Raw genomic sequence first — 16234 nt, 5'->3', positions numbered from 1 at the left:
CTGACGTTATGCCGGGTTCGGAATATCGATAAAGGTCACTTCCAAATCTGTCTCACTATTCAGCCAGTCGCTTAATGCCTGAATACCGCCGCGCTCGGTGGCGTGATGCCCGGCCGCATAGAAATGTAGACCTTGTTCACGTGCGGAATGAATAGTCTGCTCTGAAACCTCACCGGTAATAAACGCATCAACGCCAAAACGTGCCGCGCTATCAATAAAACTTTGCCCACCGCCAGTACACCAGGCGACACGGCGAATTTGTTCAGGACCCGTATCACCGCTCCAAAGCGGTGTACGACCAAGTCGCATCTCAATCCATGAAGCCAGTTCTACGCCAGAAAGCGGTGTTGGAAACTCTCCCCAAGGCACCAGCGGCTCGACTTCCCCTTTGGTTTCAATCCCCAGCAATGCGCCTAATTGCGCGTTATTGCCAAGCTGCGGATGCGCATCGAGCGGCAAATGCCAGCCGTATAAATTGATGTCATTGCTGAGCAGCGCTTTCAGGCGATTGCGTTTCATACCACGAATCACCGGAGACTCACCTTTCCAGAAGTAGCCATGGTGAACAATCACCGCATCTGCTTCCAGACGTATCGCCTCATCAATGAGTGCCTGACTTGCGGTCACACCGGTAACGATTTTGCGGACTTCTTCACGCCCTTCGACCTGTAAACCATTCGGCGCGTAATCGCTGATAGCAGCGCTGTTGAGTTTTTCGTTAATCAGGCGTTCCAGTTCGCTATTTTTCATTATCTTTCTCTTCAGATTTACGGGCCGCTTCATAAGCGGCGAGTGTCACTATACGTGCTTGTTTATGGTCAACAATTGGGCGCGGATAGTCCAGTTTCAGTTGTTGTTTGTCCGCCCAGACCCAAGGGGTGTGGATATATTTATCCGGTATATCACTCAATTCAGGCAACCACTGACGTATAAATTCACCTTTTCCATCAAAGCGCTCGCCTTGGGTGGTTGGGTTAAAGATTCTAAAATAAGGTGCGGCATCAGTGCCGGTCGAGGCCGCCCATTGCCAGCCGCCATTGTTAGCAGCCAGGTCACCATCAATCAGTTGCGACATAAAGTAGCGTTCGCCGCATCGCCAGTCGATCAATAAGTCTTTGACCAAAAAGCTCGCCACCACCATACGTAAACGGTTGTGCATCCAGCCAATTGTGTTTAGCTGGCGCATCGCAGCATCCACAACAGGAAACCCCGTATTGCCCTGCTCCCAGGCTATAAGCTGTGATTTATCTTGCCGCCAGATAACGTTATCTGTCCATGAGATAAACGGCTGATAACGGCACAGTTTCGGGTAAGCCACCAGCAAATGGCGATAGAACTCACGCCAGATTAACTCATTTAACCAAACCGAACCTGCGCCTCCATCCAGTGCCTGGGGGTGATTTCTCAGTAAACGGTGCAAACATTGGCGTGGCGAAAGTACGCCAATCGCCAGATAAGCCGATAGGCGACTGGTCCCGTCGATTGCGGGGAAATCACGTTGCTCTGCGTAATCAACCACCGGCTGGCAGCAAAACTGGCGTAGTTGGTGAATAGCCTGCTGTTCGCCGATGGGGAACAGGCGTTCATCGACAGGCTGGCGGGGATAATCAATTTCCGCGAGTGTGTTCGTTTCCGGCAAGGTAATCCCACGGTTTTTCGGGGCCGATACACATTCCGGCAACCCTTCATGCAGCCGCTTGATGAACGCTTTACTAAATGGCGTAAAGACTTTGTACATCTCGTTATTGCCGGTGGTAACGCTTCCCGGTGCCAATAAAACGCTGTCATCAAAACCCTGGCAAACCACTTCACGGCCCAGCATCTTTTCTACAGCCGCATCACGCTGCCGCTCATTGAATTCGTACTGATAGTTGTAAAACAACGCGTTGACTTTCTGCGCTTCACAAAAGTTTTTCAGGTATTCGACTGAGTCATCAAAACCATCAACCTGGTGAATAAAAAGTTCGATGCCACGCTCAGCAAGAGAGGTATGCAAGCACTGCAAGTGCTGCCATATGAATTCAGCCTGGCGTGGCGACATTTCATGCTGTCGCCATTGACGCGGAGTCGCGATAAAAATGGCTATCACATGCGCGTGTGGGTCACGGCACGCCGCAGCCAGCGCCAGATTGTCATTCACCCGTAAATCATTGCGAAACCAGACCAGATGCGTGGCCATACAACTCCATGTTTAATTAGCAGAATACGATTGTTGAGACGGCATTTAACTAAGTGTAGCAAAGCTGTAAATCAAAAAGGCTACCCGATTGGGTAGCCTTTACGTTAGTCGTGTTAGTCGGGAAGCAACCCGACAAATCTGGCTACTACATCATTGGTGTTGCCATACGCACCAGCGTGATGAGTGGTTGCGGGTATACACCCAGTAACAGCACCAGCACGGCGGAGATCAGAACCACTACACCGCCTGCAGTAAACGCCCAGTTAGTTGGCGCATCACGGCCTGGTTGTTGCGGTGCGTTCAGGTACAAACTCACCGTCACACGCAGGTAGTAGTACAAACCAATCGCACTACCCAGTACCACAGCACCGGTCAGCCACCACAGGTGAGACTGCACACCTACCGCAATAATGTAGAACTTACCGATGAAGCCGAGCGTCATTGGAATACCTGCCAGTGACAGCATCATCACGGTCATGACCGCAGACAAAATTGGCTTGTGCCAGAACAGACCACGGTAAGAGTACAGAGAGTCTGCATCCGGACCACGGTATGGGCTGGACATAAGGCTGACCACGCCGAACGCGCCGAGGCTGCTGAACAGATAACCTGCCAGATAAACACCGACCGCTTCCATCGACATGTTGCCGCTTTGCAGCGCAATCAATGCCACCATCAAATAACCGAGGTGTGAGATAGACGAGTAACCAAGCAGACGCTTGATATTGGTCTGGCTCAATGCCATCAGGTTACCGAAGATGATAGAGATAAAGGCGATAATACCCAGTACCACACGAACTGCTTCGCTATCGCCAACTGGCGCGTAGAGGAACAGACGCATTACCACACCAAAGATGGCGATTTTGCTGGCGGTTGCCAGGAAAGTGGAAACTGGAGCCGGTGCACCCTGGTAAACATCTGGTGTCCACAAGTGGAATGGAACCAGTGACAGTTTAAAGCCAAGTCCAACAATCATCAGACCCAGCCCCGCAAGCAGCAGAGGTTCATGCAGCATGTTGTCTGCCAGGCTCTTACCGAGGCTCACAAACGACAGGTCACCTGATTCTGCGTACACCAGCGCCATACCGAACAGCAGGAATGAAGAGGCTGCAGCAGACAGAATGGTGTATTTGATACTCGCCTCAAGCGACCTTTTCTGGCGGAAGGCGTAGCCAATCAAACCGAATAACGGCAGCGAGATCAGCTCAATACCCAGGAACAATGCTGCCAGGTGATTTGCGTTTGCCAGCAGAATACCGCCCAGTGCTGCAATCAACACCAGCAGGTAAAACTCTTCGCGGTTGTCGGTGTAACCCTGAAGCCACGGGTAAGCAAACGTACAGGTCGCAAGGCTCGCCAACAGAACCAGTCCAGTATAGAGCATCGCATAGCCATCAACGCGCATCAGCGGCGTGACATCCATCGCCCCAGCCTGACCCACAAACCACAGTGAAACGAGTGCGGCGTTAAGGCCAATTACTGCCAGTGTTGCATTGACAAAATGGTCGCGTCGCCACGCTATGGAGAGCATCACAACCACCACCGTCAATCCGACGACGAGCAGCGGTAGCAGCGCGATCAATTGTTGAGGAGTTATAGTCATGGCGAATTACGGCCTTGTAGTTGGAATTGAACTGGTAAACCACTGCTGAATATTGCTCATCGCGGCATGCGAAGTATCCAGAATTGGCTGCGGGTAGAAGCCCAACAGGACTAACAACACCACCAGCAACAGGATGATAAAGAACTCGCGCAGCGACATGCCTGCCAGTTGTTTATCACTGATTTCGCTTTTAGCTTTACCGAAGTAAGCACGATGAATCATCGCCAGAGAATAAACTGAGGCAAAGACCAGACCGAAAGTCGAGATAATAGTAATCATTGGCACGACATGGTAACTGCCGAACAGAATCATGAATTCGCCAACAAAGTTACCGGTGCCCGGCATACCCAGCGTTGCCACTGCAAAGAATAACGACAGGCCTGGCAGCCATTTAATTTTGTTCCACAGGCCGCCCATCAGACGCATATCACGAGTGTGCAAACGCTCGTAAATCTGACCACAGATGATGAACATACCGGCCGCAGAAAGACCGTGAGCAATCATCTGAATCACCGCACCCTGATAAGCCAGTTGGCTGCCGGTATAAATGGCAATCAACACAAAGCCCATGTGGGAAACGGATGTGTAAGCAATCAGGCGTTTAATATCAGTTTGTGCGAAGGCCATCCACGCGCCATAGAAGATGCCGATAACACCCAGCCACATGGCAATCGGTGCAAATTCAGCAGACGCTTCTGGGAACAGCGGCAGTGCAAAACGCAACAGACCGTAGGCTGCGGTTTTCAGCAAGATACCTGCGAGGTCAACAGAACCTGCCGTTGGTGCCTGGGAGTGCGCATCCGGCAACCAACCATGCAATGGAACCACTGGCATTTTCACCGCAAACGCAATGAAGAAGCCCAGCATCAGCAACCATTGAACGCTGCTGGACATTTCAGTGTGCAGCAATTGCTCATAGTTAAACGTCCACACACCGGTTGAATTGTAGTGCACGAACACCAGACCAAGAATCGCAATCAGCATCACCAGGCCGCTTGCCTGGGTATAGATGAAGAACTTGGTTGCAGCGGTGATGCGTGTCTTCCCGTCGGAGGCTTTATGGCCCCACAGTGCGATCAGGAAGTACATCGGCACCAGCATCATTTCCCAGAAGAAGAAGAACAGGAACATGTCGATGGCAAGGAACACGCCGATAACGCCACCGAGGATCCACATCAGGTTGAGGTGGAAGAAGCCCTGATATTTTTCGATTTCATTCCACGAACAGAGTACCGCCAGCACGCCGAGCAGACCGGTGAGCACCACCATCAGTAAAGATAAGCCGTCCAGCGCAAGGTGGATGGTTATCCCAAAGCGTGGGATCCACGGCAGGATAAATTCAGACTGCCACTGCGGCAAACCAGCGGATTGCGTCAGTGAATAGCCACCGGCTAACCACAGTTGCAGCGAGAGAGCCAGTGTCAGTCCCATCGTTACCAGCGCAATCCAACGTGGCACTTTTACGCCGAAGCGCTCTGTTTGCCAGCAGAAGAAGCCGCCAATAAAGGGGATTAGTATCAGCCAGGGTAATAGCATGGCAATAAATATCCTTGTTAAAGTCCAGTTCAGGCTATCTTGCTCGTCATACCGAACCCCGGCAGTGCTCGCAATCCTCACGTACTCAAGTACGCTCCGGTTGCTCCGCGCTGGCGGTGTTCAGTCTGACTTCGCCGATGACGCCTGTTTTTCAGGACCTAATTTTCAACGAATTCTCAGAGAAAATTCACTTAGCTCTTAAATGCTTAGCGCAATACCAGCAGCAAGCCTACAACCACGACCGCACCGATACTCATTGATGCCACATACCAGCGCAGGTAACCGTTCTCGCTCACCAACAGGCCGCGACCTGCAAAGCGTGAAAGAATTGCCGGAATGTTCATCAGTGAATTCAACGGATCGCTCTTGATAAGCCAGGCGATACCCAGGAATGGCTTAACGAAGACTTTGTCATAAAGCCAATCGAAGCCCCAGGCATGGAACCACCAGGTACCAAAGAAGCGACCCGGTGCGCTGTTGGCAATCGCTGTTACCAGAGTACGTTTGCCCAGCCACAGCCATGCTGCAATCAGGATACCGGCGATGGCGACAACACCGGAGGTAATCTCAAGTGCCAGCACGCTACCGTGCGCAAGTTCAGTAGTCGCTGGCAGAACACCAGCAAGCGGCGGAACAATCATTGCGCCAACGAAGGTGGACAACACCAGCAGCACAATCAGCGGCAAGTTATGAGTGATGCCTTTAAGTGGATGCGCGTGAATCTGCTCTTTACCGTGGAAGACGATGAAGATCATACGGAAGGTGTACAGTGAGGTCATAAACGCTCCGACCAGACCCGCAACCATCAGGTTCACATGACCATTCGCCATCGCACCGGCCAGAATCTCATCTTTACTGAAGAAGCCCGCAGTAATGAGTGGCAACGCAGACAACGCGGCGCCGCCGACCAGGAAGCAGATATACACCAGCGGAATGGACTTACGCAGGCCACCCATTTTGAAGATGTTTTGTTCGTGGTGGCAGGCAAGAATCACCGAACCAGACGACAGGAACAGCAACGCTTTGAAGAAGGCGTGCGTCATCAGGTGGAAAATCGCCGCATCCCACGCTTGTACGCCCAGCGCCAGGAACATGTAGCCAATCTGGCTCATGGTCGAGTACGCCAGCACACGTTTGATATCGGTTTGCACAAGTGCTGCGAAACCCGCCATCACCAGCGTGACCGCACCCACGATACCCACTAAATGCAGCACTTCAGGCGTTAGCAGGAACAGGCCGTGAGTACGGGCAATCAGGTAGACACCCGCGGTAACCATGGTCGCTGCGTGGATCAGCGCTGAAACAGGCGTTGGGCCTGCCATTGCATCCGCAAGCCAGGTCTGCAAAGGCAACTGAGCAGATTTACCCACCGCGCCGCCTAACAGCATCAGGGTTGCCCACATCAGCATTTGGTTGCCCGCCGCAAAGTGCTGCGGTGCCAGTTCAACCATTTCGCGGAAGTTCAGCGTGCCCAGTTCGTTGTAAAGAATGAACAATGCGAAAGCGAGGAACACATCACCCACGCGAGTCACAACGAAGGCTTTCATAGCCGCAGCGCCGTTCTTCGGATCGGTATAGTAGAAACCAATCAGCAGATACGAGCATAGACCTACGCCTTCCCAACCGAGATACATCAGCAACAAGTTATCGCCAAGCACCAGCACGACCATGCTTGCAATAAACAGGTTGGTGTAAGCGAAGAAGCGAGAGTAGCCCTCTTCCCCACGCATATACCAGGATGCGTACATGTGGATCAGGAAACCAACGCCGGTCACCACCGACAGCATGGTCAATGACAAACCGTCGAGGATCAGGTTGAAGCCGATATTAAAATCGCCAACTGACATCCAGGTCCATAACGGCTGGGTGAACGCTTCTCTTCCGTTGTTAAAGAAATCAACCCCAACAATCGCGGTGACTAACGCCGCAAGACCGATTGAGCCGACCCCAACCGTTGCAGAAAGGTTTTCTGACCAACGACCGCGAGAGAACGCCAACAATAAAAAGCCAATAAAAGGCAAAAGAATGGTTAACCAGAGAAGGTTCATCCACGCATCTCACTTACTGAATCGATATTCAGGCTCTGGCGACGACGATGGAGCTGCAGTAACAGTGCGAGGCCAATACTGGCTTCGGCGGCAGCTAAGCTAATCGCAAGAATATACATCACCTGGCCATCAGCCTGGCCCCAGTAACTGCCAGCGACCACAAACGCCAGGGCAGCAGCGTTGATCATCACTTCCAGGCTAATCAGCATGAAAAGCAGGTTGCGACGAATCACAAGCCCCGTCAGCCCCAATACGAACAAAATGGCAGCGAGGATTAGTCCATGTTGCAGCGGAATCATACGTGCTCCTCCGTTTTTCTTTTCGCGGCTGCGTCAGCCTGGCGATTGCTCAGCACTTCACCCTGACGGTCTTCACGACCCAAGTGGAATGCAACAACCAGACCCGCCAGCAGCAGCATTGAGGCTAATTCCACTGCCAGAACATACGGTCCGAACAGCGCAATACCTACCGCTTTTGCACTCACTGGCGTACCGTCAATCCCCTGGTCATTCAGACCCAGGATTGCGTAAACCAGCACTGAAAGCAGAACGGCTGACAAAATGCCAGGGCCAATCCACAACTGCGGTTTCAGCCAGTTACGCTCTTGTTCAACGACCGCACCGCCGAGGTTGAGCATCATTACCACAAAGACGAACAACACCATGATGGCGCCGGCGTAGACGATAATCTCAAGCGCTGCGGCAAAGTAAGCTCCCAGGGAGAAGAACACCCCGGAAATAGCCAACAGCGAGATAATCAAATACAGCAAGGCATGCACCGGGTTGGTATGCGTGATCACCCTTAGGGTGGTCCCGACCGCGATGATTGCGCATATATAAAAAGCGAATTCCATTGCCTTGCTCCTTTAAGGTAATAGGCCTTTGACGTCGATAGGCTTGGCTTCGTTTTCCGCTTCGCCCTTATCTTTGCCGTCGATTGCCATACCTGCCATCCGGTAGAAGTTATATTCCGGGTATTTGCCCGGACCGGAGATCAACAGATCCTCTTTTTCGTACACCAAATCCTGGCGCTTAAACTCACCCAGTTCGAAATCAGGTGTGAGCTGAATAGCCGTTGTTGGGCACGCTTCTTCGCACAGACCACAGAAGATGCAGCGCGAGAAGTTGATACGGAAGAACTCTGGATACCAGCGGCCGTCTTTCGTTTCTGCTTTTTGCAAAGAGATACAGGCTACCGGGCAAGCTACTGCACACAAGTTACAGGCAACACAGCGCTCGGCACCGTCCGGATCGCGAGTTAACACGATGCGACCACGGTAGCGCGGCGGTAAATATACTGGTTCTTCCGGATACATCTGCGTTTCACGTTTGGCAAACGCGTGCAGACCGATCATCCAGATACTGCGTACCTGGGTGCCGAAACCAACCGCTAACTCTTTCAATGTCATGGTTTTTTCACCCCTTATGGTGCCTGATAGAGAATGACCGCGGCGGTCACCAGCAGATTAACCAGTGTCAACGGCAGGCAAATTTTCCAGCCGAAGGACATCACCTGGTCATAACGCGGACGAGGCAATGCTGCACGGATCAAAATGAACATCATCATGAAGAATGCAGTTTTCAGCGCAAACCAGATGAAAGGTGGTAACCACGGACCATGCCAGCCACCAAAGAACAGGGTGACAATCAGGGCTGAAACCGTAACGATGCCGATGTATTCACCAACGAAGAACAGGCCAAACTTCATGCCTGAATATTCGATGTGATAACCATCTGCCAGTTCTTGCTCAGCTTCTGGTTGGTCAAACGGGTGACGGTGACAAACTGCAACACCAGCAATTGCGAAGGTAACAAAGCCGAAGAACTGCGGAATCACGTTCCACAGGTTGGCTTGGTTATCAACGATATCGCCCATATTGAATGAACCCGCCTGCGCAACAACGCCCATTAGCGACAGACCAAGGAACACTTCGTAGCTGAGTGTCTGCGCAGACGCACGCATCGCACCCAGCAATGAGTATTTGTTGTTACTCGACCAGCCAGCGAACAGCACCGCGTAAACCGCGAGACCTGCCAGCATCAGGAAGAACAAAATACCAATGTTCAGATCGGCGACTACCCAGCTTGGGCTGACCGGCACAATCGCAAAGGCCAACAGCAGCGAGGTAAAAGCAATCATCGGAGCCAGGGTAAAGATGACGCGGTCCGCAAAGCGTGGAGTCCAGTCTTCTTTAAAGAACATCTTGATCATGTCCGCGACTAACTGGAGCGAGCCGCCCCAGCCAACACGGTTCGGTCCGTAACGGTTCTGGAACAGGCCCAGCAAACGACGCTCACCAAAACTCATGAACGCACCGCAGGTCACCACGACCAGCAGGATAACGACCGCTTTGAGAATGCTCAGCAGAATGTCGATAACATCCGGTGTTAACCAACTCATTGGCCAGCCTCCTGAAGATTTTCAAGACGAGCACCCGCCAGTACCGGAGCAATGCCAGGCATACCCATCGGTAAACCAACCTGCCCTGCTGCCAGCCCTTCGGAAAGTTGCAGCGGCAGACTTAACGTCTGGCCTTCATAGCTAAACGAAATCAGGCTTCCCGCGTTCACGCCCAGTTTTGCAGCATCAGCTGGATTGAGCTTGATATACGGCTCGGCCATACGGCTCTGGAAAACAGGAGAACGTTGAGACATTTCATCACTGCCAAACAGATGGTAGTAAGGCGCAATACGCCATTTCCCTTCTTCTGCCTGGAAGATTTCCGGCACATCGGTGAAGTAATCGATACCCGTTTCGGACGCTTCAATCAGACGCACACCCGGATCGCCGTGACGCAGTTTGCCACCCACTTCAGCCTGGAATTTGTTCCATGCCTGAGGTGAGTTCCAGCCTGGTGCCCATGCGAATGGGATTTGCTGACGATTTGCAGACGGGCTGTTGTTCCCTTCCATAGAGAAGGCGAACATAGTGTCTTTATCCTGCGGCTGGCGCGGTTCATGCACACTGATGTTCGCACGCATTGCCGTACGACCACTGGAGCGGATTGGGGAACGCGACAGTTTCTGACCACGAATACGGAAGCTGGCATCAGGTGCCGCCTCTTTAATTCCGGCCAGTTGTGGCAACGCCTTCACGCAAGCATCAATAACATCATCTAACTGCGTCCAGTCCACTTCACGGCTTTCAACTGTACTGTGCAGTGAATGCAACCAGCGCCAGCTTTCCAGCATCACAATGGAGTGGTCGTAATAAGACGGGTCATAAACCTGGAAGAAACGCTGTGCGCGGCCTTCGTTGTTGATAACCGTACCGTCGCTTTCAGCGAAGCTTGCGGTGGAGAGCACCAGATGGGCTTTATCCATAATCGCAGTGCGTTGATGGTCGATAACCATCACCAGCGGAGCTTTACTGAGTGCTGCGTCAACACGTGCCGCAGAGGCATGGCGATGCAGATCGTTTTCCAGCACGACTACCGCATCGGCAGAACCGCTTTCCAGTTCGCTCAGTGCTTCTTCAAGAGAACCACCGCCGATAAGGCCTAGCCCAACACTGTTGACTGCACGAGCAACCATAGTGATACCAACATCGGCACCACGGCCTTTCAGTGCTTTAGCAACGTTTGCTGCCGCCTGAATCACCGCTTCGCTTCCGGCGTTAGTACCGGATACGATCAATGGTTTTTTCGCACCCGCCAGCGCTTGAACAATCACGTCGACTTTGTTTTTCAGGTCACGGTCGAGTTCAACGGCTGGTGAGTTGCTGTCCAGCGCGTTAGCAATCGCGAAGCCCAGACGCGCCTGATCTTCAACCGGAGCACGATAAGTCCATGCGGCGATGTCATCAAGACGAGTGCTGTCGATATTGGTGACAAACAGCGGGTGTTTCGCGTGCTGGCCAATGTTCATGATCGCCGCGATTTGCCAGTCAGCAACTTTCTGTGCTGCTGCCATTTCACGTGATTTCCCTTTCACTGCCTGACGCACAGCCAGTGCAACACGTGCGCCGGTCTGAGTAATGTCTTCGCCCAGCACCAGAACCGCATCGTAGGTTTCGATTTCACGCAGTGCCGGAGTGTGAATGCCACTTTCTTGCAGTACTTTGAGCATCAGTTGCAGACGTGCTTGTTCACCTGTTGCAATACCGGTGTAGAAGTTATCTGCACCCACCAGTTCACGCAGCGCGAAGTTGCTTTCAACGCTGGCACGTGGGGATCCGATACCGATCACTTTCTTCGACTGGCGCAGAATATCTGCCGCGCCCTGCATCGCTTGTTCAGCGTTCAGGGTGATCAGATCGTCGCCACGGCGTTGGATCGGCTGACGTGGACGATCCTTCAGGTTGACGTAGCCATAACCGAAGCGGCCACGATCACACAGGAAGTAGTGGTTCACGGTACCGTTGTAACGGTTTTCGATACGACGCAATTCACCATAACGCTCACCAGGGCTAGTGTTACAGCCGATGCTGCACTGCTGGCAAATGCTAGGGGCGAACTGCATATCCCACTTACGGTTATAACGCTCGGAGTGAGTTTTATCAGTGAATACACCGGTCGGGCAGATTTCTACCAGGTTACCGGAGAATTCGCTCTCAAGCGTACCGTCTTCAGGGCGGCCGAAGTAGACGTTGTCATGAGCGCCGTAAACACCCAAATCGGTGCCGTCAGCATAATCTTTGTAGTAACGCACACAGCGGTAACAAGCGATACAGCGGTTCATTTCGTGAGAGATGAACGGGCCGAGGTCCTGATTACGGTGAGTACGCTTGGTGAAACGATAGCGACGGAAGCTATGACCGGTCATTACCGTCATATCTTGCAAGTGGCAGTTGCCGCCTTCTTCACAAACCGGGCAGTCGTGTGGGTGGTTGGTCATCAACCATTCCACTACGCTTTCGCGGAATTCTTTAGCTTCGCCGTCATCAATAGAGATAAACGTGCCATCAGAAGCTGGTGTCATACAAGACATCACCAGGCGACCACGAAGATCTTCTGCGTTCTGATATTGCTTCACCGCGCACTGGCGGCAAGCACCGACGCTACCAAGCGCCGGGTGCCAGCAAAAATAAGGAATATCAAGGCCGAGCGACAGACATGCTTGCAGCAGGTTGTCTGACCCATTTACCTCATATTCTTTGCCGTCTACATGTATCGTAGCCATAGTCAGCATGCTTCCAATTAATTATAAAATTTTATAACCTGCAAACTTGTTGTCAGGTATCACCAGCGCGCTTTTAATAAGTTCGGTTGGATGCCAGCAATGGCACGCGTGTTACCGAAATCTTGTTTGGCAATGCCTGCTTCGAATTCGTCGCGGAAATATTTAATCGCACTCTGTAATGGCTCAACCGCACCTGGCGCATGCGCACAGAAGGTTTTACCCGGACCGAGGAAACGACACAGTTGCTCAAGTGTCTCGATATCCTCAGGCTGGCCTTCGCCACGCTCCAGCGCACGCAGAATTTTCACACTCCACGGTAGGCCATCACGGCAAGGTGTACACCAGCCGCAAGATTCACGGGAAAAGAACTCTTCCAAATTGCGCACCAACGGAACCATACCAATTTCATGGTCAACCGCCATCGCCAGCGCCGTACCTAAACGACTGCCTGCTTTACCGATGCTTTCGAATTCCATCGGCAGGTCAAGATGCGATTCGGTCAGGAAGTCTGTCCCTGCCCCGCCCGGCTGCCAGGCTTTGAATTTCAGGCCATCACGCATACCACCGGCGTATTCTTCAAGAATCTCACGTGCGGTGGTACCGAACGGTAATTCCCAGACGCCTGGGTTTTTCACACGCCCGGAGAAGCCCATCAGCTTGGTGCCAGCATCTTTGCTGGTCGAAATGCCCTGATACCATTCCACGCCGTTGGCCAGAATCGCTGGCACGTTGCACAGAGTTTCAACGTTATTAACACACGTTGGTTTACCCCACACGCCGCTTGAGGCAGGGAATGGTGGTTTTGAACGTGGGTTCGCGCGGCGGCCTTCCAGGGAGTTAATCAATGCGGTTTCTTCACCACAGATATAACGCCCGGCACCGGTGTGCACGATAAGCTCAAAATCAAAACCAGAACCGAGAATGTTTTTGCCCAGCAAACCTGCTTCGGTTGCTTCAGCAATCGCGCGGCGCAAATGCACAGCCGCTTCGATGTACTCACCGCGCAGGAAGATGTAACCGCGGTAGGCTTTCAGCGCGAATGCAGAAATCAGCATGCCTTCCACCAAAAGGTGCGGCAGTTGCTCCATAAGCAAACGGTCTTTATAGGTGCCGGGTTCCATTTCATCGGCGTTACACAGCAGGTAACGGATGTTCATAGACTCGTCTTTCGGCATCAGGCTCCACTTCAGACCGGTGGAGAAACCTGCGCCGCCACGCCCTTTCAGACCTGAGTCTTTAACGCGGGTAACGACTTCGTCTGGTGCCAGGCCTGTCAAAGCAAGACGCGCACCTTCGTAGCCGTTTTTGCTGCGATATTCATCCAGCCAGACAGGCTGTTTGTCATCACGCAACCGCCAGGTCAGCGGATGGGTTTCGGCAGTACGAATAATCGTCTTCATTTATACTGCTCCAGCAAATCAGGGATTGCTTCCGGCGTCAGATAGCTGTGAGTGTCCTCATCAATCATCATGGTCGGCCCTTTGTCGCAGTTACCCAGACAGCAGGTTGGCAGCAGGGTAAAGCGACCATCAAACGTGGTTTGACCCGGTTTGATGTCCAGTTTTGCTTCAATGGCAGACTGAATGCCCTGATAGCCCGTAATGTGGCAAACCACGCTATCGCAATAACGAATGACATGGCGGCCTACCGGCTGGCGGAAAATCTGGCTATAGAATGTGGCAACACCTTCTACGTCGCTGGCTGGAATACCCAGAACTTCAGCGATGGCATAAATAGCGCCGTCTGGCACCCAGCCACGCTGCTTCTGAACAATCTTCAGCGCTTCGATAGAGGCTGCGCGAGCATCTTCGTAATGATGTTTTTCGTGCTCAATCGCATCACGCTCGAATTGACTCAGCTCAAAGGCTTCTGCCTGGGGTTGTTGTTTATCGTGCATAGTTAGCGATCCACATCAGACATTACAAAATCGATACTACCCAGATAGACAATCAGGTCAGAAACCAGACTGCCGCGAATCGCCGACGGGATTTGCTGCAAGTGCGCAAAGCTCGGGGTACGAATACGGGTACGGTAGCTCATGGTGCTGCCGTCGCTGGTCAGGTAGTAACTGTTAATCCCTTTCGTCGCCTCAATCATCTGGAAGGATTCGTTAGCCGGCATAACCGGGCCCCACGAAACTTGCAGGAAGTGAGTGATCAGGGTCTCGATATGTTGCAGCGTGCGTTCTTTCGGTGGCGGCGTTGTCAGCGGGTGGTCAGCTTTGAACGGGCCAGCAGGCATGTTTTTCAGGCACTGGTCAAGAATGCGCAAGCTCTGGCGAAGCTCTTCAACTTTCAGCATCACACGGGTGTAGCAGTCGCTGATGCCACCGCCGACCGGGATTTCGAAGTCGAAGTTTTCGTAACCAGAGTAAGGACGAACTTTACGGATATCGAAGTCAACGCCAGTTGCGCGCAGGCCAGCACCCGTTGTGCCCCACTCCAGTGCTTCTTTCTTGCCGTAAGCAGCAACGCCCTGTGAACGACCTTTCAGAATGGTGTTACGCAGCGCAGCTTTCTCGTAGGAATCCAGACGTTTTGGCATCCAGTCGAGGAACTCTTTAAGCAGGCGTTCCCAACCGTTTGGCAAGTCATGTGCAACTCCACCGATACGGAACCAGGCCGGGTGCATACGGAAACCGGTAATCGCTTCAACAAGGTCATAGATTTTCTGACGGTCGGTAAAGGCGAAGAACACCGGAGTCATCGCGCCCACGTCCTGAATAAACGTAGAGATGTAAAGCAGGTGACTGTTGATACGGAACAGTTCGGACAGCATGACGCGGATAACGTCAACACGTTCAGGAACCTTGATACCCGCCAGTTTTTCAACCGCCAGCACGTATGGCATTTCGTTTACGCAGCCGCCGAGGTACTCGATACGGTCGGTATACGGAATGTAGCTGTGCCAGGACTGACGCTCACCCATTTTCTCAGCACCACGGTGGTGGTAGCCGATATCCGGTACGCAATCGACAATCTCTTCACCGTCGAGTTGCAGAACGATACGGAATGCACCGTGCGCGGATGGGTGATTTGGACCGAGGTTCAGGAACATGAAATCTTCATGCTCGCTGCTGCGCTTCATGCCCCACTCTTCAGGCTTGAAGGTCAGCGCTTCCATCTCGAGGTCTTCTTTCTGTTTGGTCAATTCAAACGGATCGAACTCGGTGGCACGCGCCGGATAATCTTTACGCAGCGGATGGCCTTCCCACGTTGGCGGCATCATGATGCGCGTCAGGTGCGGGTGACCATTAAAGGTGATGCCAAACATTTCCCAGGTTTCACGCTCATACCAGTTAGCGTTCGGGAACAGTTTGGTAATTGTTGGCACGTTCAGGTCGTTTTCAGACAGCGCCACCTTGAGCATGATATCGCGGTTGCGATCGATGGAAATCAGGTGGTAGAAAACGGAAAAATCCGCAGCCGGTAAACCGTTGCGGTGAGTACGGAGACGTTCATCCATGCCGTGTAAGTCGAACAACATCACGTAGGGCTTCGGTAATTTCTTTAAGAAATCGACCACTTCCAGTAATTGTTCACGCTTAACCCAAGTCACCGGAACTCCAGTGCGGGTTGGCTGAACAGTAAAAGCATCCGGCCCAAAACGGTTACGCAGTTCGCCAATAACCGGATCATCTAAATGGTCACGGGTTTGCCAGGCTTCCTGGTTGGCATCATGCGCAGTTAAATCGGTCATAATTCTCACCATTGCAAATGGTACGTGGTGACTGTTGGTCAGCGGCTTC

At 52.5% G+C, this 16234-nt stretch carries 13 protein-coding genes; all 13 read right to left on the bottom strand.

Annotated features, from left to right (window positions below; translation table 11 throughout):
• Positions 1-6: 6 nt before the first annotated feature.
• Positions 7-750, bottom strand: a complete 744-nt coding sequence (locus tag EDF88_RS13590; protein ID WP_134185169.1) for a type 2 GTP cyclohydrolase I — start codon at positions 748-750, stop codon at positions 7-9.
• A complete protein-coding gene (phrB, locus tag EDF88_RS13585; protein ID WP_134185167.1) occupies positions 740-2179 on the bottom strand; it encodes a deoxyribodipyrimidine photo-lyase in 1440 nt (479 codons plus the stop codon). Before phrB ends, EDF88_RS13590 begins: the two co-directional genes overlap by 11 nt.
• A 145-nt stretch (positions 2180-2324) precedes the next feature.
• Entirely contained in the window at positions 2325-3782 is a 1458-nt protein-coding gene (nuoN, locus tag EDF88_RS13580) for an NADH-quinone oxidoreductase subunit NuoN (RefSeq protein WP_064512655.1), read from the bottom strand.
• Between the two features lie 6 nt (positions 3783-3788).
• A complete protein-coding gene (gene nuoM, locus EDF88_RS13575) occupies positions 3789-5318 on the bottom strand; it encodes an NADH-quinone oxidoreductase subunit M (RefSeq protein ID WP_064512657.1) in 1530 nt (509 codons plus the stop codon).
• A gap of 206 nt (positions 5319-5524) precedes the next feature.
• Positions 5525-7366, bottom strand: a complete 1842-nt coding sequence (nuoL, locus tag EDF88_RS13570; protein WP_134185165.1) for an NADH-quinone oxidoreductase subunit L — start codon at positions 7364-7366, stop codon at positions 5525-5527.
• Complete coding sequence (gene nuoK / locus EDF88_RS13565) at positions 7363-7665, bottom strand: NADH-quinone oxidoreductase subunit NuoK (RefSeq protein ID WP_034458791.1); 303 nt, start codon at positions 7663-7665, stop codon at positions 7363-7365. The genes nuoL and nuoK overlap by 4 nt, the downstream gene beginning before the upstream one ends.
• On the bottom strand, positions 7662-8219 hold the full coding sequence (gene nuoJ / locus EDF88_RS13560) for an NADH-quinone oxidoreductase subunit J (protein ID WP_064512664.1): 558 nt from the start codon (positions 8217-8219) through the stop codon (positions 7662-7664). Before nuoJ ends, nuoK begins: the two co-directional genes overlap by 4 nt.
• A 12-nt stretch (positions 8220-8231) precedes the next feature.
• Positions 8232-8774 carry an NADH-quinone oxidoreductase subunit NuoI gene (gene nuoI, locus EDF88_RS13555; protein WP_064512666.1) on the bottom strand — a complete coding sequence of 181 codons (543 nt, stop codon included), beginning with the start codon at positions 8772-8774 and terminating at the stop codon, positions 8232-8234.
• A gap of 14 nt (positions 8775-8788) precedes the next feature.
• Complete coding sequence (nuoH, locus tag EDF88_RS13550; protein ID WP_064512669.1) at positions 8789-9766, bottom strand: NADH-quinone oxidoreductase subunit NuoH; 978 nt, start codon at positions 9764-9766, stop codon at positions 8789-8791.
• Positions 9763-12486, bottom strand: coding sequence for an NADH-quinone oxidoreductase subunit NuoG (gene nuoG / locus EDF88_RS13545; protein WP_134185163.1), 2724 nt, complete (start codon positions 12484-12486; stop codon positions 9763-9765). The genes nuoH and nuoG overlap by 4 nt, the downstream gene beginning before the upstream one ends.
• Positions 12487-12545: 59 nt before the next feature.
• Complete coding sequence (gene nuoF / locus EDF88_RS13540; RefSeq protein ID WP_134185161.1) at positions 12546-13886, bottom strand: NADH-quinone oxidoreductase subunit NuoF; 1341 nt, start codon at positions 13884-13886, stop codon at positions 12546-12548.
• Positions 13883-14383, bottom strand: a complete 501-nt coding sequence (nuoE, locus tag EDF88_RS13535) for an NADH-quinone oxidoreductase subunit NuoE (protein WP_064512676.1) — start codon at positions 14381-14383, stop codon at positions 13883-13885. The genes nuoF and nuoE overlap by 4 nt, the downstream gene beginning before the upstream one ends.
• 2 nt (positions 14384-14385) lie before the next feature.
• Positions 14386-16197 carry an NADH-quinone oxidoreductase subunit C/D gene (gene nuoC / locus EDF88_RS13530; protein WP_134185159.1) on the bottom strand — a complete coding sequence of 604 codons (1812 nt, stop codon included), beginning with the start codon at positions 16195-16197 and terminating at the stop codon, positions 14386-14388.
• Positions 16198-16234: the final 37 nt, after the last annotated feature.

The organism is Buttiauxella sp. BIGb0552 (genome assembly GCF_004366275.1).
GTDB classification, from domain to species: Bacteria; Pseudomonadota; Gammaproteobacteria; order Enterobacterales; family Enterobacteriaceae; genus Buttiauxella; species Buttiauxella gaviniae.
The sequence above is the reverse complement of the archived record's forward strand: the minus strand, read 5'-3'. Positions and strand labels throughout refer to the sequence as shown.